The sequence below is a fragment of the Streptomyces sp. HUAS CB01 genome (assembly GCF_030406905.1).
Classification (GTDB): domain Bacteria; phylum Actinomycetota; class Actinomycetes; order Streptomycetales; family Streptomycetaceae; genus Streptomyces; species Streptomyces chengbuensis.
The window spans coordinates 1,809,157-1,827,966 of sequence record NZ_CP129137.1; the positions used below are offsets into that span (position 1 = coordinate 1,809,157).

Genomic DNA, 18,810 nt, shown 5'->3' on the forward strand with positions numbered 1-18,810 from the left:
GACCCCGGGTGCCGCTTCCGCGACGGGGGCACAGGGCACGGGGAACCGGGGCACGGGGCACGGACACACCGGCCCTGCGGCGGCCGGCGCAGGGGGGATCACCTGGACCGCGAAACCCCCCTGCCGCGACGACCGCGACACGACCACCGCGCCGCGCCGCGCCGACGGCCACAACCGCCGTGCCGCAGCGGCCGCGAGACGCGCTGAGCGGGGGCGGCGCGGCGCGGGCGCGCCACGGAGCGGGCACGGCACGGAGCGGGCACGGCACGGAGCGGGCACGGCACGGAGCGGGCACGGCACGGAGCGGGCACGGCACGGAGCGGGCACGGCACGGAGCGGGCACGGCACGGAGCGGGCGCGGCACGGGCGCGGCACAGTACGCGCGACACCGAACGAACACGGCACAGTACGCGCACACCGAACGAACACGGCACAGTACGGGCGGCACCGAACGGCCGCGACGCACGCACCTCGCAGCGCGCGCGGCACGCGCGGCATCGAACGGCCGCGGCGCACGCGCGCAGACGAACGGACGCGGGGCGCCCCGGCGAACCCGTGGCGCCCCGCTGCGGGAGTCAGTGCGCGGCGGACTCCCAGTCCGGGCCCACACCCACCGAGACGTCGAGCGGTGCGCGCAGTTCAGCCGCCGCCGACATCTCACGGCGCACGAGCTCCTCGACCCGCTCGCGCTCGCCCGGGGCGATCTCGAGAACGATTTCGTCGTGGACCTGGAGCAGCATCCGCGAGGTGAGGCCCGCCTCCCGCAGCGCTGCGTCCACCCGCAGCATCGCCATCTTGACGATGTCCGCAGCCGTGCCCTGGATCGGCGCGTTCAGCGCCATGCGCTCGGCCGCCTCGCGGCGCTGGCGGTTGTCGCTGTTGAGGTCCGGGAGGTAGCGCCGGCGGCCGAACATCGTCGCCGTGTACCCCGTGGCCCGCGCCTCGTCCACGACGCGGCGCAGATAGTCGCGGACGCCGCCGAACCGCTCGAAGTAGGTGTCCATCAGGGCCCGCGCCTCGGCGGCCTCGATGTTCAGCTGCTGGCTGAGGCCGAACGCGGAGAGGCCGTAGGCCAGTCCGTACGACATCGCCTTGATCTTGCGGCGCATCTCCGCGTCGACCGCGGACCGTTCCACGCCGAAGACCTGGGAGGCCACGGTCGTGTGCAGGTCCTCGCCCGAGGTGAACGCCTCGATGAGGCCCTCGTCCTCCGAGAGGTGGGCCATGACGCGCAGTTCGATCTGGCTGTAGTCGGCCGTCATCAGCGACTCGAAGCCCTCGCCGACGACGAAGCCGCGGCGGATCGCCCGGCCCTCGTCCGTGCGCACCGGCACGTTCTGCAGGTTCGGGTCGGTGGAGGAGAGCCGTCCGGTCGCGGCGACGGTCTGGCTGAAGGTGGTGTGGATCCGGCCGTCCGCGGCGATGGTCTTGATCAGGCCCTCGACGGTGGAGCGCAGCCTGGCCTGCTCGCGGTGGCGGAGCATGATGACGGGCAGCTCGTGGTCGGTCTGGTTCGCGAGCCAGGCCAGCGCGTCGGCGTCGGTCGTGTAACCGGTCTTGGTCTTCTTGGTCTTGGGCAGGTTGAGCTCGCCGAAGAAGACCTCCTGGAGCTGCTTGGGAGAGCCGAGGTTGAACTCGTGGCCCACGGAGGCGTGGGCCTCCTTCACGGCCTGCTGCACGGCTCCCGCGAACTGCTGCTCCATGGCCTCGAGGTGGGCCCGGTCGGCGGAGATGCCGGCCCGCTCCATCCTGGCCAGCAGCAGCGACGTGGGCAGTTCCATGTCGTGCAGCAGCTCGCCGGCGCCGACCTCCCCGAGCTTCCCGCCGAAGGCCTCGCCCAGGTCGAGGACCGCCCGGGCCTGCGCCATCAGCGCGTCGGCCTCGGCCTGCTCGTCCTCGGCGCCGAAGGCCAGCTGCCCGTCGGCGGCGGCGGGCGCCAGCTCGCGGTGGAGGTACTCGACGGAGAGGGCGTCCAGCGCGAAGGACCGGCGGCCGGGCTTCACCAGGTAGGCGGCCAGGGCCGTGTCCATCGTGATGCCCCGGATGTCCCAGCCGTGCTCGGGGAACACCCGCAGTGCCTCCTTGGCGCCGTGCACGACCTTGGGACGGTCCGGGTCGGAGATCCAGGAGGCGAAGGCACGCTCGTCGGCCTCGTCGAGCTGGGTCGTGTCGAACCAGGCGGCTTCTCCCCCGGCGGCCGCCAGCGCGATCTCGCTGACGCTGCCGACGCCCAGCGCCCAGGCGGCGACCGTGGCGACACCGAGGGGCTGGGCACCGTGCCGCTCCAGCCAGGGGGCCAGTTCACCCGCGCCGAGCACGCTGCCGTCGAGTTCCACGCCGGCGGCCGGGGCCGGGGGCTCGTCCTCGGCGGCGCCCGGGTCGACGGCGAGCAGGCGCTCGCGCAGGCTCGGGTTGCGGATCTCCAGGACCTCCAGGAAGCCCTTCAGCGCGGTCCTGTCGTAGGGCGCGCGCTCGAGGTCGCCGACGGACTTCGGCAGCTCCACGTCACGGACCAGTTCCGTCAGGTGACGGTTGAGCTTGACGGCCTCCAGATGGTCCCGGAGCGCCTGGCCGACCTTGCCCTTGACCTCGTCGGCGCGCTCCACGAGCTCCGCGAACGAGCCGAACTGGTTGATCCACTTCGTGGCGGTCTTCTCGCCGACCCCGGGGATGCCCGGGAGGTTGTCGGACGGGTCGCCCCGGAGGGCGGCGAAGTCCGGGTACTGGGAGGGGGTCAGGCCGTACTTCTCCTGGACCTTCTCCGGGGTGAAGCGGGTCAGCTCGGAGACGCCCTTGGTCGGGTAGAGCACGGTGACGTGGTCGGACACCAGCTGGAAGGAGTCCCGGTCGCCGGTGACGATCAGGACCTCGAATCCGGCGGCCTCGGCCCGGGTGGCGAGGGTCGCGATGATGTCGTCCGCCTCGAAGCCGTCCACGGCGAAGCGCACCGCGTTCATCGTGTCGAGCAGTTCGCCGATCAGCTCGACCTGGCCCTTGAACTCGTCCGGGGTCGAGGAACGGTTGGCCTTGTACTCGGGGAAGTCCTGGGAGCGCCAGGTCTTGCGGGACACGTCGAAGGCCACGGCGAAGTGCGTGGGCGCCTCGTCGCGGAGCGTGTTCGCCAGCATCGACGCGAAGCCGTAGATCGCGTTCGTCGTCTGGCCGCCGGCGGTCGTGAAGTTCTCCGCCGGCAGCGCGAAGAACGCCCGGTACGCCAGCGAGTGCCCGTCCATGAGGAGCAGGCGCGGACGGGTTTCCTCTGAGGTCTTCCTCGATGCTGTCTCAGCCACGGACACGATCCTGCCACGGACCACCGACAATGCCGCCCACGGCCGCCGGGGTCCGGCCACCGCGGACGCGTGACAGGATCGGTGGTGTACAGCACATCCTCCCGTCCGCGCTCGAAGGGGAGCACGATGGCCACCAAGCCGCCCGAAGGTGATCCGGTGCAGGACGCGCCCCGGGTCGAGGCACCCGCGCACGCCGCGGCCGGCCTTCCCGCGATCGGGCACACGCTCCGGGTCGCGCAGCGGCAGATGGGGCTGGCGCGCACCGCGCGGACCCTCCTCAGGGTGAACCAGAAGGACGGCTTCGACTGCCCGGGGTGCGCCTGGCCCGAGGGTGAGCGCCGTCATGTGGCGGAGTTCTGCGAGAACGGCGCGAAGGCGGTGGCGGAGGAGGCGACGCTGCGCCGGGTCACGCCGGACTTCTTCGCCGCGCACCCGGTGTCCGACCTGGCCTCGCGCAGCGGGTACTGGCTGGGCCAGCAGGGCCGTATCACGCAGCCCGTGTACCTGCCGGAGGGCGCGGACCGCTACGAGGCGGTGACCTGGGAGCGGGCCTTCGCGATCATCGCCGAGGAACTGGAGGCGCTCGGCTCCCCCGACGAGGCCCTGTTCTACACCTCGGGCCGCACCAGCAACGAGGCCGCCTTCCTGCTGCAGCTCTTCGCCCGCGAGTTCGGCACCAACAACCTGCCGGACTGCTCCAACATGTGCCACGAGTCCTCGGGCTCGGCGCTGACCGAGACGCTGGGCGTGGGCAAGGGCAGCGTCTCGCTGGAGGATCTGCACCAGGCAGACCTGATCATCGTCGCCGGGCAGAACCCGGGGACGAACCACCCGCGGATGCTGTCGGCGCTGGAGGAGGCCAAGCGGTCCGGAGCGAAGATCATTTCGGTGAATCCGCTGCCGGAGGCCGGGCTGGAGCGGTTCAAGAACCCGCAGACGGCGCGGGGCATGATCAAGGGCACTCCCCTCACCGACCTCTTCCTCCAGATCCGCATAGGCGGCGACCAGGCCCTCTTCCGGCTCCTCAACAAGCTGGTCCTGGAGGCGCCGGGCGGGGTCGACGAGGCGTTCGTACGGGAGCACACGCACGGTTACGAGGAGTTCGCCGCCGCGGCGCGCGCGGCGGACCCCGCGGAGACGCTCGCCGCGACCGGCCTCGACGCCGAGGACATCGAGCGCGCGGCCCGCATGGTCCTCGCCTCGGAGCGGACGATCGTCTGCTGGGCGATGGGCCTCACCCAGCACAAGCACGCCGTCGCGACCATCCGCGAGGTCGTCAACCTCCTGCTGCTGCGCGGCTGCGTCGGCCGGCCCGGCGCCGGTGTGTGCCCGGTGCGCGGCCACTCCAACGTGCAGGGCGACCGCACGATGGGCATCTTCGAACGGCCCACCGACGCGTTCCTCGACGCCCTGCAGAAGGAGTTCGGCTTCGCGCCGCCGCGGCACCACGGCCTCGACACCGTCCGGGCCATCAGGGCGCTGCGCGACGGCGAGGCGAAGGTGTTCTTCGCCATGGGCGGCAACTTCGTGGGCGCCACGCCCGACACCGACGTCACCGAGGCGGCGATGCGCCGCGCCCGGCTCACGGTGCACGTGTCGACGAAGCTCAACCGCTCGCACGCGGTGACCGGCACCCGGGCGCTGATCCTGCCCACGCTCGGCCGGACCGACCGGGACGAGCAGAGGAGCGGCCGCCAGTTCGTGACGGTCGAGGACTCCATGGGCATGGTGCACGCGTCCCGGGGCAACCTGCCGCCGGCGAGCCCGCACCTGCTGTCCGAGCCGGCGATCGTGGCCCGGCTGGCCCGCGCGGTGCTCGGCCCGGGGTCGAGGACGCCGTGGGAGGAGTTCGAGAAGGACTACGCCACGATCCGGGACCGGATCTCCCGGGTGGTGCCGGGCTTCGAGGACTTCAACACGAGGATCGCCCGCCCCGGCGGTTTCACCCTGCCCCACGCGCCGCGCGACGAGCGCCGCTTCCCCACGGCGACCGGCCGCGCGAACTTCACCGCGGCGCCCGTGGAGTACCCGGAGGTCCCCGAGGGCCGGCTGCTGCTGCAGACCCTGCGCTCCCACGACCAGTACAACACCACGATCTACGGACTCGACGACCGCTACCGCGGTGTCAGGGGCGGCCGCCGCGTCGTCCTCGTCCACCCCGAGGACGCGGCGGAGCTGGGGCTCGCGGACGGCGCGTACACCGATCTCGTCAGCGAGTGGAAGGACGGTGTGGAGCGGCGGGCGCGCGGCTTCCGCGTGGTGCACTACCCGACCGCCCGGGGTTGCGCCGCCGCGTACTACCCGGAGACCAACGTCCTGGTGCCGCTCGACGCCACCGCGGACACCAGCAACACCCCCGCCAGCAAGTCCGTGATCGTACGTCTGGAACAATCACCGCCCGACTGAGCGTTCGCTCAGGCGGCGGAAGCCCCAGGACACCACAGACGCACGACGATCGGAGCCGGCCCATGGGTGAGCAGACGACGGTGAAGTTCCCGCAGGAGGTCATCGCCGAGTACGCCGCACTCGGCGTCGACCTGCCCGCGCTGTTCTCGGCGGGCACCCTCGGCAACCGGATGGGCGTGCAGATCGTCGAGGCCTCGGCGGAGCGCGTCGTCGGCACGATGCCCGTCGAGGGCAACACCCAGCCGTACGGGCTGCTGCACGGCGGGGCGTCCGCGGTGCTGGCCGAGACCCTCGGGTCGGTCGGATCCATGCTGCACGGCGGCAGCTCGAAGATCGCCGTCGGGGTGGACCTCAACTGCACGCACCACCGGGGTGTGCGCTCCGGCCAGGTCACGGGCGTGGCCACCCCCGTGCACCGGGGCCGCTCCACCGCCACCTACGAGATCGTGATCACCGACGAGCAGGACAGGCGGGTCTGCACGGCCCGGCTGACCTGTCTGCTGCGGGACGTCCGTCCCCAGGACGCGGATCTCGTCCCGGGGACGGCGGGCTGACGCGAGGCGTCGCGCTACCGGGCGACCGGCAGGGTGACGCTGCTGATCCCGGCCCGGACGGCGAGTTCCGTCCCGGCCGGGTGGCGCAGCGTGTAGTCGTGGTCGGTCGAGATCAGGACGACCCCCAGCCGGTGCCCCTTCCTGAAGACGTGGTCCTGGGGCTGCATCGCCCACTCCAGCCGGTACTCGCGGCCCTCCACGACCGTGCTCTGCCGCTCCACCGACTCCCGGTTGCGGATGTCCAGCCAGCCCCGCGAGACGATCTTGAAGTCGGCCGTCTCGGTGCGATGGCGGGTGCGGTAGGCGCATCCGGTGTCCCCGGGGATGCCCTCGCCGTAACAGACCTGCTGCGTGGTGTCCGTGACGGTGCCGGCCGTCGCCCGGGTGTCGGTGCCGTAGTCGACCAGCAGCGCGGTCACGTACGGCGACGTACCGGAGAGCGAGGCCCGTACCGACAACTCCGGCACGCCGTTGACCCGCAGATCGGCCGCGAGCGGACGGGTCGTGTACACGAGCCGGTCGGGCCGTGCCGTGCCGGGGTCGGCGACCAGCTGCTCGGCGGGCACGGTGCGGCCCTGGTCGGTCGCCTTCTGCCGCACGGGCTTCCCGGGCAGCGGCGCGAGCCCGCCCCCGGTCAGCCACAGTCTGACGTCACGCGTGCCGGGCGCGGGCCAGTCGGACTGCCGCTTCCAGCTGAAGTCCGACTGCTCGACCTCGACGGGAGGTGCGGCGAGAGCGCCGTTGTCCAACCCGTACAACCAGTGGTCGAACCACTGGTGCAGCTGGTCGAGCCACTCCTCCATGCGCAGCGGCATCGGGTTGACGTGGCCCGCCTGATGGAGCCACAGCTTCCGCGGGACGCCGTGCTTCTTCAGCGCCTCCCACAACTGCCCGAAGTGCTGCGTCTTCACGTTCCAGTCGTTGCCGCCGTGGACGAGGAACACCCCGGCCTTGATCCTGCCGACGTCGCGGAGGTAGTCCCGCTCCTTCCAGAAGCTGGTGAAGTCGCCCGTCACCCTGTCCTGTTCGGCGGTGAGCCGGTCGATGACGGGCCGGCAGACCTGCCGGTCCGCACGGGTGTGCACGTACTCGGCCAGCACGTCGGCGTCCTCGCCCTGGTAGCCGCCGGGTGCCACCACCCCGCCGCCCGCGCGGTAGTAGTCGTACCAGGAGGAGATCCCGGAGATCGGCACGATGGCCTTGAGCCCCTCGACCCCCGTCGTGGCGACGGCCGTCGGCAGGGTGCCGTTGTACGAGATGCCCATCATCGCCGTGTCGCCCGTGGACCAGGCGGCGCCCACCGGCCTGCCCTCGGGGTCCCAGCCGCGGGCGCGGCCGTTCAGCCAGTCGACGGCGGCCTTCGCGCCGAGCGTCTCGTTGCGTCCGCCGGAGGTGGGGCAGCCCGTCGAGCCGCCCGTGCCGAGGCTGTCGACCTGGGCGACCGCGTAGCCGCGCGGGAGGAAGTAGTTGTCCGTGTAGCCGGACCAGGGGACCGACGAGGCGGACAGCCCGGCGGCCCCCTGGTCCTCGTACGGGGTCACCAGCCCGGGGACCCGCTCGTCCCCGGTGGACCTGCCGTGCGCGGGCAGGCCGTCCTCGTCCACGTCGACGTCGTGGTTCCGGACGTCGTTGCCGCCCGCCCAGTACGGGCTGGCCTCGACGATGGTGGCGACCTTCAGCCCCGCGTCGGTCTCCTTGGGGCGCAGGATCCTCATCCGCACCGTGTCGCGCCGGCCGTCTCCGTCGCTGTCCACCTCGGTCTCGACGTCGACCTGCTGGTGGATCGCGTCGGCACGGGAGAAGACGGGCTGGGTCCGGTTGTCCACGACGCTCAGCGCCGGGTCGTCCGCCTGCGCCGCCGGCGCCGGCAGTGCCGACAGCAACGACACCGCCAGCGCGGCCGTGCCCCATCGGTACGCCGTGCCTGCACGCGCCCTGCGGGCCGCGCCTGTTCGGGTGGATCTCGCCATTCGTGCCCTCCAGGGCCGGGGTTGGTGACGATCACGGTTGACGATCACGCGGGTGGTGCTGACACATTCCACCGTGTGCGCCCCGGCGGCACCAGACCCAACACGGCCGCCGCCAGGCCCTCTTGCACCGCCGGCGGAACCGCCGGCCCGGCTCCGCCCGCCCCGGAGGACCCCGACGGTGCCCGCGGCACCGGGACAGGTGGCCGCGACCGCCGGCGACCGCCCCGTTGCCACGGCGGACGGAGCGGGTCTAGCGTCGGCGCATGACCGACGGCGCACCGCCCCGCGCGCGGTCCGCCCGGCTGCGCACCATCGCCCGTTGCGTCGCCCTGGCGGTGGTACTGGCGGGCTGCGCGGGCCCCGGCCCCGGGACGGCCCCCCGGCCGTCCCCGTCCCCGTCCCCGCGCACGACGTCGCCACAGGAGCTGTGCACCCGCCTGGTCACCCACTGGGCCCACCGCCTCCTCGCCGACGCGGGCGGCGGCTACGGCGACTACCAGTCCATGGGCCTGTCCAACGGCCAGTACGAGATCCTGCGCACCGTACTCGACGCCGGACGCGCCGAGGAACGGAGCAACGGGGCTGTCTCCGCAAGGGAATTGATTAACCGTCAGGTAGAGCGGAGCTGTACGGAGCGCTACCGCGGGGAAGGTCCGACCGGAGGGCCGTGGCAGTGAGCGGCGTGGGTCCGGTGGAGCCCGGTGAGCACACGTACGCGGTGGAACCGTCCGTACCGCCGCGTCGCCGTCAACCGGCCGGCAGGTGGGCCGGGTTCGCCGTCCGGCATCGACGCGCGGCGGCCGTCGCCGTGACCGCCTTCGCGGTCGCGGCGGGTTCCGTCTTCCTCTGGGCCACCCGCCCTCGCCCCGACCCGGGGCCCTGGCCCGCCCAGGCGGTTTCGGTGGCGTACGGCGGCGCCGACCCGTCACCGGGCCGCCCCGCCGGGGCGCTCCGCTTCTCGCTGAGGATCCGGGTCGACACCGGACCGCCGGTGACGGTCGAGAGCGTCCGCCAGCCGTCCCCCGCGCTGGGCCTGACGACCTCCCCGAACCCGCCCGTCACGGTCGAAACCGGGGCCACCCGCACCGTAGTGATCACCGTTGCCGTGCGCGACTGCAAAAGGGCACCCCGAAATGCCGGACTGCCTTTCCTGGATGTAACGCTCCGTAATGCCCGCGCAAAACAGGACCAGAGTTTCATCCTCGGCGACCACTACGCCCGGGACCTGGCACGGGCCGTGGCCGACTACTGCGAGCGACCACCACGGCTGTCATGACCAAAATGGGGAAACAGTCATGCACTCGATGCCGCAAATCCGTTCGGGATAACAAGAGCGTCACAGCATCAGTCAGACCAGTGCTTAATTTCCATTTAGCCGCTTAGAGTCACCGCCAGTCACCGCGCCACCGGATTCCTTGCCAGTAAGGCTCCAGCGCTCGACTCGGCGCTCCACGGAGGAGCAGCCGTGCCAGGTGAAAGGACCAGATTCGTGCGTCAACGTTCGCTCATAGCCATAACCGCTGCTCTGGCTGCGGGGGCACTCACCCTTACCGCCTGTGGCTCGCGCGACGACAAGGGCGGAGACTCGGCGGCCGGTGGCGACACCACCGTGGTCATCGGTGTCGACGCGCCGCTGACCGGCGACCTCTCCGCGCTGGGTCTCGGCATCAAGAACTCCGTGGACCTCGCCGCCAAGCAGGCCAACGAGAAGAAGTACGTCAAGGGCGTCACCTTCAAGATCGAGGCGCTCGACGACCAGGCCCAGCCGTCGTCGGGTCAGCAGAACGCCACCAAGCTCGTCGCCGACAAGAACGTCCTCGGCGTCGTCGGCCCGCTGAACTCCTCCGTCGCCGAGTCGATGCAGAAGGTCTTCGACGACGCCAAGCTCGTCCAGGTCTCGCCGGCCAACACCAACCCGGCGCTCACCCAGGGCCCCGACTGGAACGGCGGCACCAAGAAGCGCCCGTTCAACTCGTACTTCCGCACCGCCACGACGGACGCCATCCAGGGCCCGTTCGCCGCGCAGTACCTGTTCAACGACGCCAAGAAGAAGAAGGTCTTCGTCGTCGACGACAAGAAGACCTACGGCGCCGGCCTCGCGGCCACCTTCAAGGCCGAGTTCACCAAGCTGGGCGGCAAGGTCGCCGGCGAGGACCACGTCAACCCCGAGACCAAGGACTTCTCCGCGGTCGTCACCAAGATCAAGAACTCGGGTGCGGACGTCGTCTACTACGGCGGCGAGTACCCGGCCGCCGGCCCGCTGAGCAAGCAGATCAAGAAGGCCGGTGCCAAGATCCCGCTCGTCGGCGGTGACGGCATCTACAGCGCCGACTTCATCAAGCTCTCCGGCAAGGAGGGTGAGGGCGACCTCGCCACCTCCGTCGGCGCGCCCGTCGAGACCCTCCCGTCCGCCAAGGAGTTCGTCGCGAACTACAAGGCCGGCGGCTACAAGGAGGCCTACGAGGCCTACGGCGGCTACTCCTACGACTCCGCCTGGTCGATCATCGAGGCCGTCAAGAAGGTCGTCGACGACAACGGCGGCAAGCTGCCCGAGGACGCTCGCAGCAAGGTCCTCGACGCCATGAAGGGCGTCTCCTTCGACGGCGTCACCGGCAAGGTCGCCTTCGACGAGTTCGGCGACGCCACCAACAAGCAGCTGACCGTCTACCAGTACAAGGGCGGCAACTGGGCGGCAGTCAAGTCGGGCACGTTCTCCGGCTGATCCTCACCGCAACACACTCACGGCCGCGCGGGGCGCAAGCAACAAGCGCCCCGCGCGGCGTCACATCCGGCGAAAGACTTCGGAGGACCTGCGGTGAACGAACTGCCGCAACAGCTGGTCAACGGCCTGCTACTCGGATCGATGTACGGGCTCGTCGCCATCGGCTACACGATGGTCTATGGCATTGTCCAGCTCATCAACTTCGCCCACGGCGAGATCTTCATGACCGGAGGCTTCGGTGCCCTCACGGTCTGGCTCATGCTCCCGTCGGGCACGACCATGTGGGTGGCGCTGCCGCTCATGATCATCGGCGCCATCGTGGTCGCCACCACCATCGCGGTCGGGGCGGAACGCTTCGCCTACCGCCCCCTGAGGGGCGCACCACGACTCGCGCCGCTCATCACCGCCATCGGACTCTCCCTCGCCCTCCAGCAGGCCGTATGGGCGTGGTACCCGGAGGCGAAGTCGTCCCGCACCTTCCCGGAGCTCCCGGGCGGCCCGTACCACCTCGGCAGCATCACCATCCAGCCCGGTGACATCTTCCTGCTGATCGCCGCCCCCGTCTCCATGGCCATCCTCGGGTACTTCGTCATGAAGACCCGCACCGGCCGCGGCATGCAGGCCACCGCGCAGGACCCCGACACCGCCAAGCTCATGGGCGTCAACACCGACCGCATCATCGTGATCGCGTTCGCCCTCGGAGCCGCGTTCGCCGCCATCGGAGCCGTCGCCTACGGCCTCAAGTACGGCGAGATCAACTTCAAGATGGGCTTCCTCCTCGGCCTCAAGGCCTTCACCGCCGCCGTCCTCGGCGGCATCGGCAACATCTACGGCGCCATGATCGGCGGTCTGGCCCTCGGCGTCGCCGAGACCATGGCCACCGCGTACATCAGCGACATCCCCGGTATGCAGCAGCTCGGCGGCCAGTCCTGGTCCGACGTCTGGGCGTTCGTACTCCTCATCCTCGTGCTGCTCTTCAGGCCCCAGGGTCTGCTGGGCGAGCGCGTCGCGGACAGGGCGTGATCAACATGACGACTCAGACCACCACCGCGGAGACCCCGCAGACCCCCGCGGCAACGGCGCCCACCGGACTCATCGCCCTCCCGCCGAACGTCGCCCGTGCCACCGCCACCGCAGGCGGCGTGCTCACCGTGCTCTCCGCCTTCACGGCCTGGACCTGGACCGCCGCCTTCCCCGGCGACCTCACCGTCTACGGCTACCCCGGCGGACTCCAGTGGCTCGTCCTCATCGGCGGCGCCCTCACCGCCCTGTTCGGCCTCGCGTCGTACGGCGTCAAGGGCCTGCGGTGGCTCGCCCCCGCCGGCGCCGACGCGGCGATCAAGCTGTCCGCGTTCGCCGCCTTCGCCACCGCCTGGTACACGGTCATCGCGATCAGCACCACGCTCGGCGGCCTCGTCAACCTCGAGCCCGGCGGCTTCGTCGCCGCCGTCGCCACCCTGGTGGCGCTCGTCGGTGCGCTCGCGCTGCCGTTCGACCGCCCCGAACTCGACCCCGCCGACCCGCTCGACACCGGCGCGGACCAGTTCAAGCACAACGCCGGCAACCAGTGGACGGTCTTCAAGGCCGCCTTCGCCGCCGGCACCCCCGCACCCGCCCGCAAGCTGCCCGCCTACGCCGAGATCCTCGTGCTCACCGGCGTCCTGGCACTCGGACTGCTCGTCTTCACCTACGGCATCGGCACCGAGTACGACGAGCTGTTCATCGGCTTCCTCATCACCGCCGGCTTCGGCTTCGCGGCCCTCAGCAAGGCCGGGCTCGCCGCCCGGGTCTCCGCCCTGGCGGCCCGGCACCGCAACGTCGCCATGGTCGGCGCCTTCGCCGCCGCCGCGGCCTTCCCCTTCACCCAGTCCGACGACCAGTACGCGACCATCGGCGTCAACATCCTGATCTTCGCCACCGTCGCCCTGGGCCTCAACATCGTCGTCGGCCTCACCGGCCTCCTCGACCTCGGTTACGTCGCCTTCCTCGGCGTCGGCGCCTACGCCGCGGCCATGGTGTCCGGATCCCCGTCGTCCCCGTTCGACATCCACCTGCCGTTCTGGGGCGCCATCATCGTCGGCGCCGTCGCGTCCATGATCTTCGGTGTGCTCATCGGCGCACCGACCCTGCGACTGCGCGGCGACTACCTCGCCATCGTGACGCTCGGCTTCGGTGAGATCTTCCGCATCGCCGTCATGAACATGGACGGCACCTCGGGCCCCGACATCACCAACGGCTCCAACGGCATCTCGTCCATCCCGAACCTCGTGATCCTCGGCTTCGACTTCGGCGCCGAGCACACCATCGCCGGGTTCACCATCGGCCGCTTCGCCAACTACTTCCTGCTGATGCTCCTCATCACGCTGGTCGTGGTCGTCGTCTTCCGGCGCAGCGCCGAGTCCCGCATCGGACGCGCCTGGATCGCGATCCGCGAGGACGAGACCGCCGCACTCGCCATGGGCATCAACGGCTTCCGCGTCAAGCTGATCGCCTTCGCGCTCGGCGCCGCGCTCGCCGGCCTCGCCGGCACCGTCCAGGCCCACGTCACCTACACCGTGACCCCCGAGCAGTACCAGTTCGCCCACGTCGTCCCGCCGAACTCGGCGTTCCTGCTCGCCGCGGTCGTCCTCGGCGGCATGGGCACCATCAGCGGCCCGCTCGTCGGCGGCGCACTGCTCTTCCTCATCCCCAACAAGCTGCAGTTCCTCGGCGAATACCAGCTGCTCGCCTTCGGTGTCGCGCTCGTCCTGCTGATGCGCTTCCGCCCCGAGGGCCTCATCCCCAACCGCCGCCGCCAGCTCGAGTTCCACGAGAACGAGGAAGCGCCCGCCACCCTCACCAAGGCAGGTGCCTGAACATGACCACCGACACGATCACGAAGGCCACCGCCGCCACGCCGACCGGTGAGCCGGTCCTCGACGCCCGCGGCGTCACCATGCGGTTCGGCGGCCTGACCGCCGTGCGCTCCGTCGACCTCACCGTCAGGAGCGGCGAGATCGTCGGTCTCATCGGCCCCAACGGAGCCGGCAAGACCACCTTCTTCAACTGCCTCACCGGCCTCTACATCCCCACCGAGGGAGAGGTCCGGTACAAGGGCACGGTCCTGCCGCCGAAGTCCTTCAAGGTCACCGCGGCCGGCATCGCCCGTACCTTCCAGAACATCCGTCTCTTCAACAACATGACGGTGCTGGAGAACGTCCTCGTCGGCCGGCACACCCGGACCAAGGAAGGCCTCTGGTCGGCCCTCCTGCGCGGCCCCGGCTTCCACAAGGCCGAAGCCGCCTCCCGGGAACGGGCCATGGAACTCCTCGAGTTCGTCGGCCTCGCCGGCAAGGCCGAGCACCTCGCCCGCAACCTGCCCTACGGCGAGCAGCGCAAGCTGGAGATCGCCCGGGCACTCGCCAGCGAGCCCGGACTGCTCCTCCTCGACGAGCCCACCGCCGGCATGAACCCGCAGGAGACCCGGGCCACCGAGGAACTCGTCTTCGCCATCCGCGACATGGGCATCGCCGTCCTCGTCATCGAGCACGACATGCGCTTCATCATGAACCTCTGCGACCGGGTCGCCGTGCTCGTCCAGGGCGAGAAGCTCATCGAGGGCGACAGCGCGACCGTGCAGAACGACGAGCGCGTCATCGCCGCCTACCTCGGCGAGCCCTTCGAGGGCGCCCCCGGCGCGGAGGAAGCGGCGGAGGTCGCCCAGGCCGAGGCCGCCGCCGAAGCCGCCACGACCGAGCCCGAGACCGAGCCGGAGACGGCCCGGGCCGAGACGACCGCGGACGAGACGACCGCGGACGAGACGGACGAGGCCACCGACGCACCCGCCGCGGAGGCCGGTGCCGACGAGACCGGTGCCGACGAGACCGAGACCGACGACGCCGGCGACGGCACCGACGGACCCGACGACGCACCGGCCGCACCCCGGGCCGACGCGCCGGAAGCAACCGACGACGGTGACGACGACACCGCCCAGGCCTCCGGCACCCGCAAGGAGAACGACTGATGACCGCACTTCTCGAGGTCGAGGACCTGCGCATCGCCTACGGCAAGATCGAGGCCGTCAAGGGCATCTCGTTCAAGGTCGAAGCGGGCGAGGTCGTCACCCTCATCGGCACCAACGGCGCCGGCAAGACCACCACCCTGCGCACCCTCTCCGGGCTCATCAAGCCCGTCGGCGGACAGATCAAGTTCATGGGCAGGTCCCTGCGCAAGGTCCCCGCCCACCAGATCGTCTCCCTCGGACTCGCCCACTCCCCCGAGGGCCGGCACATCTTCCCGCGCATGACGATCGAGGACAACCTCCTCCTCGGCGCCTTCCTCCGCAGCGACAAGGAAGGCATCGCCAAGGACGTCCAGCGCGCCTACGACCTCTTCCCCATCCTGGGCGAACGCAGGAAGCAGGCCGCCGGCACGCTCTCCGGCGGTGAGCAGCAGATGCTCGCCATGGGACGGGCCCTCATGTCCCAGCCCAAACTGCTCATGCTCGACGAGCCCTCCATGGGCCTCTCCCCGATCATGATGCAGAAGATCATGGCGACCATCGCCGAGCTCAAGGCCCAGGGCACCACCATCCTGCTCGTCGAGCAGAACGCCCAGGCCGCGCTCTCCCTGGCCGACCACGGCCACGTCATGGAGATCGGCAAGATCGTCCTCTCCGGCAGCGGACAGGACCTGCTCCACGACGAGTCCGTCCGCAAGGCCTACCTCGGCGAGGACTGACCGCACCCGGAAACACCGGAGGCCCGCACCCTCGGGGGGTGCGGGCCTCCTCCGTCCACGGCCGCCGCCCGCCGGCGCACACGCACCGCGACCGACCGCCGCCGGACTACTTCTCGTGCTGCCCCTTGGCGGCCTTCTTCTCCTCGGCGTCCTCGATGACCGCCTCCGCCACCTGCTGCATCGACAACCGCCGGTCCATCGACGTCTTCTGGATCCACCGGAACGCCGCCGGCTCCGTCAGTCCGTACTGCGTCTGCAGAATGCTCTTCGCCCGGTCCACCAGCTTGCGCGTCTCCAGCCGCTGGGCGAGATCCGCGACCTCCTGCTCCAGCGCCCGCAACTCCGCGAACCGCGACACCGCCATCTCGATGGCCGGCACCACGTCGCTCTTGCTGAACGGCTTCACCAGGTACGCCATCGCCCCGGCGTCCCGAGCACGCTCGACGAGATCACGCTGGGAGAACGCGGTCAGCATCAGGACCGGCGCGATGGACTCCTCCGCGATCTTCTCCGCGGCGGAGATCCCGTCGAGCACCGGCATCTTCACGTCCAGGATCACCAGATCCGGCCGCTGCTCCCGGGCGAGCTCCACGGCCTGCTGGCCGTCCCCGGCCTCTCCGACGACCGTGTAGCCCTCTTCCTCGAGCATCTCTTTCAGGTCGAGGCGGATGAGGGCCTCGTCCTCTGCGATGACGACGCGGGTCGTCATCGGGGGGACGTGCGACGCGTTGCCGTCGTCGGCGACGGGCTGGGGCGACTCGGGGGCGGTCACGGGAGCTCCTCGTTGCGGACACGTACTGCTGCCCATGAGCCTACCTAGCTGCGGTATGGTGGACGCGCAGAGGGTCGGGGGAAACCTTCGATTCCGCTGGCCCCGGTAGCCCAATTGGCAGCAGGCAATGGATTCAAAACCCATACAGTGTCGGTTCGAGTCCGACCCGGGGCACTTTTCCTTCATTTCCATGGTCGCCATCTGATTCCGGAAAATCACTCGACCTCGTGAAAATGGTCTGAGCCTTCACCTCCACTCGGCCGGACAAGCCAATCTCGCCCGCATGTACGACATCGGCGTGCGCGAGCATGCACTGGCGCTGATCGCCACCGGTCGCAGCCTGAACTCCGTCAGCAAGGAAACCGGCATCTCGCGAGCAGCGATCCGGGCCTGGCAGGTGCGGATCGAACCGCTCCCCCGTCTGCTCGGCCAGGCAGCCCCTTGTCCGCGGTGCCGTCCCCAGCCGACGGATCCCGAGGACACCGCCGCCTACGCCTACCTCCTGGGGCTGTACCTCGGCGACGGATGCATCAGCGCCCATCCGAAAGGCGGCCACCAGCTGCGGATCGCGTGCGCCGACGCCTGGCCCGGATTGATCGACGCCTGCCGCACGGCGATCACTTCCGTGCGGCCGGAGGACTCGGCCTACCTCCTGCAGAAGCAGGGGTGCGTCATGGTCACGAGCTACGGACGGCACTGGACATGCCTCTTTCCGCAGCACGGCCGGGGCAGGAAACACGAACGGCCGATCGTTCTCGAGGCCTGGCAGGCACGCATCGTCCACGCCCACCCGTGGGAGTTCGTACGAGGTCTGATCCACTCCGACGGCTGCCGTGTCACCAACTGGACCACCCGCGTCGTCCGGGGAGAGCGCAGGCGCTACGAGTACCCGCGCTACTTCTTCACCAACACGTCCACCGACATCGTGAGGCTGTTCACGGACACGCTCGACCGACTCGGTGTCGAGTGGAGGACGCTCCACCAGAAGCGCGCCGCCGTGACGGTGTCCGTCGCCCGGCGCGCGTCCGTCGCCCTCATGGACGCGCACATCGGGCCCAAGTACTGAGCGGGCCGATGTGCGCGTCCGAGGGTCGGGTCAGGCGTCGAGGAGCTGGTTGAAGAAGACCCGGTAGTGCTGAAGGGCGAGGCGGAGCTCCTCGGTCTGGGTGTCCTCGCCGCGGCTCCACTGGGACTCGAGGTCCTGCTTGTGGTCGGCGAACGTCGCCGCGAGGGACTGGATCACGTCGGCGACGAGGGAGTCGGCGGCGCGGACGGAGTCGCGGGGGTCGTCGACGAAGTTCGTCTGGATCTGCTGCCAGCGGTCCCGGTAGCTCTCGGCGTCCTCACCGGCGATCAGGGGCGTGCCGTGCTCGGACGCGGGTCGCCCCTCCGTGGCTGCGGGGGCGGCGGGTTCCGCGCCGGCTTCAGCCTCCGGTGCCGCTTGCATGTCCGGTGCGGCTTCCGTGTCCGGTGTGCGTTCGGTGTCGGGTGAGGGTTCCCGGTCCGTCGCGGCCCCGCGTCCGGCCGGCGCCTCGGCGCCGGAGGGTTCTGCCGGGCGGTCCCGGCGTTCCGGGGGCCTGTTGCCGGGCAGGTCCGTCGCCTCGCCGGGGAAGGTGGGCGGCGGGCGGTCGCCGGTGTCGTTCTCCTCTGGCGCGGCGCCGGTTCGGGGGTGTGCCAGGTCATCGGTGGTGAGGCCGCTCCTGGTCGTGTCGTGCGTGGTCCTGCGGTCTCGCATGTCAACTCACCTCGTACGTCGCGGTGTCAGGCGGCGTCGTGACGTCGTCGGGTGTCGGTGGCCGGGCCCTGGCTGCTGTGCGGGTCGCCGAGCAGCTCCTGGAAGAGGGCGCGGTAGTGCACCATGGCTCCGCGCAGTTCCTCGGTGGTCGCGCGGCCTTCCCTGTTGCGCAGACCGACGTCGTGGGCGGCGCGGTAGTGCTCCAGGGTGTTCCCGTGTTCGACGGAGAGGTCCCGGAGTTGCTGCTCGTAGCCTTCCGTGGGGTAGCCGCGGTCGCCCATGAGCCGGGTGACGAGCCGGTCGGCGTCGTCGACGCACCGCGAGGGCTCGTCGACGAAGCGTTCCTGGACGCCGTTCCATTCCGCGCTGTAGCGGTCCCTGGCTTCCGCGGGCAGTTCGCGGATGTCGAGGTCGCGGTGTCGTTGTTCCCTGGAGCGCAGTTCGCGCTCGGCGGCGCGTTTGCTGTCACCGGATTCGACGGTGCGGTCGTACTCGGGGCCGAAGCGCTCTTTGAGGTGGTGGCGTCGGCGTGTGACCAGCCATGCGCCCACCGCGATGAGGAGCAGGACGACCACGATCGTGACGATGATGGCGATGAGTGTTCCTGTGGACATCCGGACCTCCGCGTGTGTCCGTTGTCGG

Annotated in this window: 15 protein-coding genes and 1 tRNA gene; 11 read left to right on the forward strand and 5 right to left on the reverse strand. The window is 70.6% G+C overall.

Annotation, left to right across the window (positions count from 1 at the left end; translation table 11 throughout):
- Positions 1–575: 575 nt before the first annotated feature.
- Positions 576–3,233, reverse strand: coding sequence for a DNA polymerase I (polA, locus tag QRN89_RS08120; protein WP_290353620.1), 2,658 nt, complete (start codon positions 3,231–3,233; stop codon positions 576–578).
- Between the two features lie 183 nt (positions 3,234–3,416).
- On the opposite strand from polA, the gene QRN89_RS08125 reads away from it, so the two are divergent.
- The gene (locus tag QRN89_RS08125; RefSeq protein WP_290348669.1) at positions 3,417–5,696 is read left to right on the forward strand and encodes an FdhF/YdeP family oxidoreductase; all 2,280 of its coding nucleotides are present in this window, start codon (positions 3,417–3,419) and stop codon (positions 5,694–5,696) included.
- A 62-nt stretch (positions 5,697–5,758) separates the two neighbouring features.
- Complete coding sequence (locus QRN89_RS08130) at positions 5,759–6,250, forward strand: PaaI family thioesterase (protein ID WP_290348670.1); 492 nt, start codon at positions 5,759–5,761, stop codon at positions 6,248–6,250.
- 14 nt (positions 6,251–6,264) lie between these two features.
- On the opposite strand, the gene QRN89_RS08135 is transcribed toward QRN89_RS08130, so the two are convergent.
- On the reverse strand, positions 6,265–8,220 hold the full coding sequence (locus QRN89_RS08135; RefSeq protein WP_290348671.1) for a Xaa-Pro dipeptidyl-peptidase: 1,956 nt from the start codon (positions 8,218–8,220) through the stop codon (positions 6,265–6,267).
- 263 nt (positions 8,221–8,483) lie between these two features.
- On the opposite strand from QRN89_RS08135, the gene QRN89_RS08140 reads away from it, so the two are divergent.
- From QRN89_RS08140 to QRN89_RS08170, 7 genes are all read left to right on the forward strand, one after another.
- A complete protein-coding gene (locus QRN89_RS08140) occupies positions 8,484–8,897 on the forward strand; it encodes a hypothetical protein (protein ID WP_290348672.1) in 414 nt (137 codons plus the stop codon).
- Positions 8,898–9,028: 131 nt separating this feature from the next.
- The gene (locus QRN89_RS08145; RefSeq protein WP_290348673.1) at positions 9,029–9,496 is read left to right on the forward strand and encodes a Tat pathway signal sequence domain protein; all 468 of its coding nucleotides are present in this window, start codon (positions 9,029–9,031) and stop codon (positions 9,494–9,496) included.
- Between the two features lie 213 nt (positions 9,497–9,709).
- Positions 9,710–10,942, forward strand: a complete 1,233-nt coding sequence (locus QRN89_RS08150; protein ID WP_290348674.1) for a branched-chain amino acid ABC transporter substrate-binding protein — start codon at positions 9,710–9,712, stop codon at positions 10,940–10,942.
- A gap of 93 nt (positions 10,943–11,035) precedes the next feature.
- Positions 11,036–11,965, forward strand: coding sequence for a branched-chain amino acid ABC transporter permease (locus tag QRN89_RS08155; RefSeq protein ID WP_290348675.1), 930 nt, complete (start codon positions 11,036–11,038; stop codon positions 11,963–11,965).
- A gap of 5 nt (positions 11,966–11,970) precedes the next feature.
- Complete coding sequence (locus tag QRN89_RS08160; RefSeq protein WP_290348676.1) at positions 11,971–13,797, forward strand: branched-chain amino acid ABC transporter permease; 1,827 nt, start codon at positions 11,971–11,973, stop codon at positions 13,795–13,797.
- A gap of 2 nt (positions 13,798–13,799) precedes the next feature.
- Positions 13,800–14,945, forward strand: coding sequence for an ABC transporter ATP-binding protein (locus tag QRN89_RS08165; RefSeq protein WP_290348677.1), 1,146 nt, complete (start codon positions 13,800–13,802; stop codon positions 14,943–14,945).
- Positions 14,945–15,661, forward strand: a complete 717-nt coding sequence (locus QRN89_RS08170) for an ABC transporter ATP-binding protein (protein WP_290348678.1) — start codon at positions 14,945–14,947, stop codon at positions 15,659–15,661. Before QRN89_RS08165 ends, QRN89_RS08170 begins: the two co-directional genes overlap by 1 nt.
- A gap of 106 nt (positions 15,662–15,767) precedes the next feature.
- On the opposite strand, the gene QRN89_RS08175 is transcribed toward QRN89_RS08170, so the two are convergent.
- On the reverse strand, positions 15,768–16,433 hold the full coding sequence (locus tag QRN89_RS08175) for an ANTAR domain-containing response regulator (RefSeq protein WP_290348679.1): 666 nt from the start codon (positions 16,431–16,433) through the stop codon (positions 15,768–15,770).
- A gap of 99 nt (positions 16,434–16,532) precedes the next feature.
- Between QRN89_RS08175 and QRN89_RS08180 the strand changes: the two genes are divergently transcribed.
- Both QRN89_RS08180 and QRN89_RS08185 read left to right on the forward strand, forming a co-directional pair.
- Positions 16,533–16,607: transfer RNA gene (locus QRN89_RS08180), tRNA-Leu, on the forward strand.
- A 109-nt stretch (positions 16,608–16,716) separates the two neighbouring features.
- The gene (locus tag QRN89_RS08185) at positions 16,717–17,499 is read left to right on the forward strand and encodes a transcriptional regulator (RefSeq protein WP_290348680.1); all 783 of its coding nucleotides are present in this window, start codon (positions 16,717–16,719) and stop codon (positions 17,497–17,499) included.
- A gap of 30 nt (positions 17,500–17,529) precedes the next feature.
- Here QRN89_RS08185 and QRN89_RS08190 read toward each other — a convergent pair whose 3' ends face one another.
- Both QRN89_RS08190 and QRN89_RS08195 read right to left on the reverse strand, forming a co-directional pair.
- Positions 17,530–18,168: a hypothetical protein gene (locus QRN89_RS08190; protein WP_290348681.1), complete on the reverse strand. Its 639-nt coding sequence runs from the start codon at positions 18,166–18,168 to the stop codon at positions 17,530–17,532.
- Between the two features lie 26 nt (positions 18,169–18,194).
- Positions 18,195–18,782, reverse strand: a complete 588-nt coding sequence (locus QRN89_RS08195) for a hypothetical protein (RefSeq protein WP_290348682.1) — start codon at positions 18,780–18,782, stop codon at positions 18,195–18,197.
- Between the last annotated feature and the right edge of the window lie 28 nt (positions 18,783–18,810).

What these genes read in the sequence shown, in the direction of transcription:
- polA (WP_290353620.1), bottom strand. Translation starts at nt 3,233, where the DNA reads ATGGACGGGCACTCGCTGGCGTACCGGGCGTTCTTCGCGCTGCCGGCG.
- QRN89_RS08125 (WP_290348669.1), top strand. Translation starts at nt 3,417, where the DNA reads ATGGCCACCAAGCCGCCCGAAGGTGATCCGGTGCAGGACGCGCCCCGG.
- QRN89_RS08130 (WP_290348670.1), top strand. Translation starts at nt 5,759, where the DNA reads ATGGGTGAGCAGACGACGGTGAAGTTCCCGCAGGAGGTCATCGCCGAG.
- QRN89_RS08135 (WP_290348671.1), bottom strand. Translation starts at nt 8,220, where the DNA reads ATGGCGAGATCCACCCGAACAGGCGCGGCCCGCAGGGCGCGTGCAGGC.
- QRN89_RS08140 (WP_290348672.1), top strand. Translation starts at nt 8,484, where the DNA reads ATGACCGACGGCGCACCGCCCCGCGCGCGGTCCGCCCGGCTGCGCACC.
- QRN89_RS08160 (WP_290348676.1), top strand. Translation starts at nt 11,971, where the DNA reads ATGACGACTCAGACCACCACCGCGGAGACCCCGCAGACCCCCGCGGCA.
- QRN89_RS08165 (WP_290348677.1), top strand. Translation starts at nt 13,800, where the DNA reads ATGACCACCGACACGATCACGAAGGCCACCGCCGCCACGCCGACCGGT.
- QRN89_RS08170 (WP_290348678.1), top strand. Translation starts at nt 14,945, where the DNA reads ATGACCGCACTTCTCGAGGTCGAGGACCTGCGCATCGCCTACGGCAAG.
- QRN89_RS08185 (WP_290348680.1), top strand. Translation starts at nt 16,717, where the DNA reads ATGTACGACATCGGCGTGCGCGAGCATGCACTGGCGCTGATCGCCACC.
- QRN89_RS08190 (WP_290348681.1), bottom strand. Translation starts at nt 18,168, where the DNA reads ATGCGAGACCGCAGGACCACGCACGACACGACCAGGAGCGGCCTCACC.
- QRN89_RS08195 (WP_290348682.1), bottom strand. Translation starts at nt 18,782, where the DNA reads ATGTCCACAGGAACACTCATCGCCATCATCGTCACGATCGTGGTCGTC.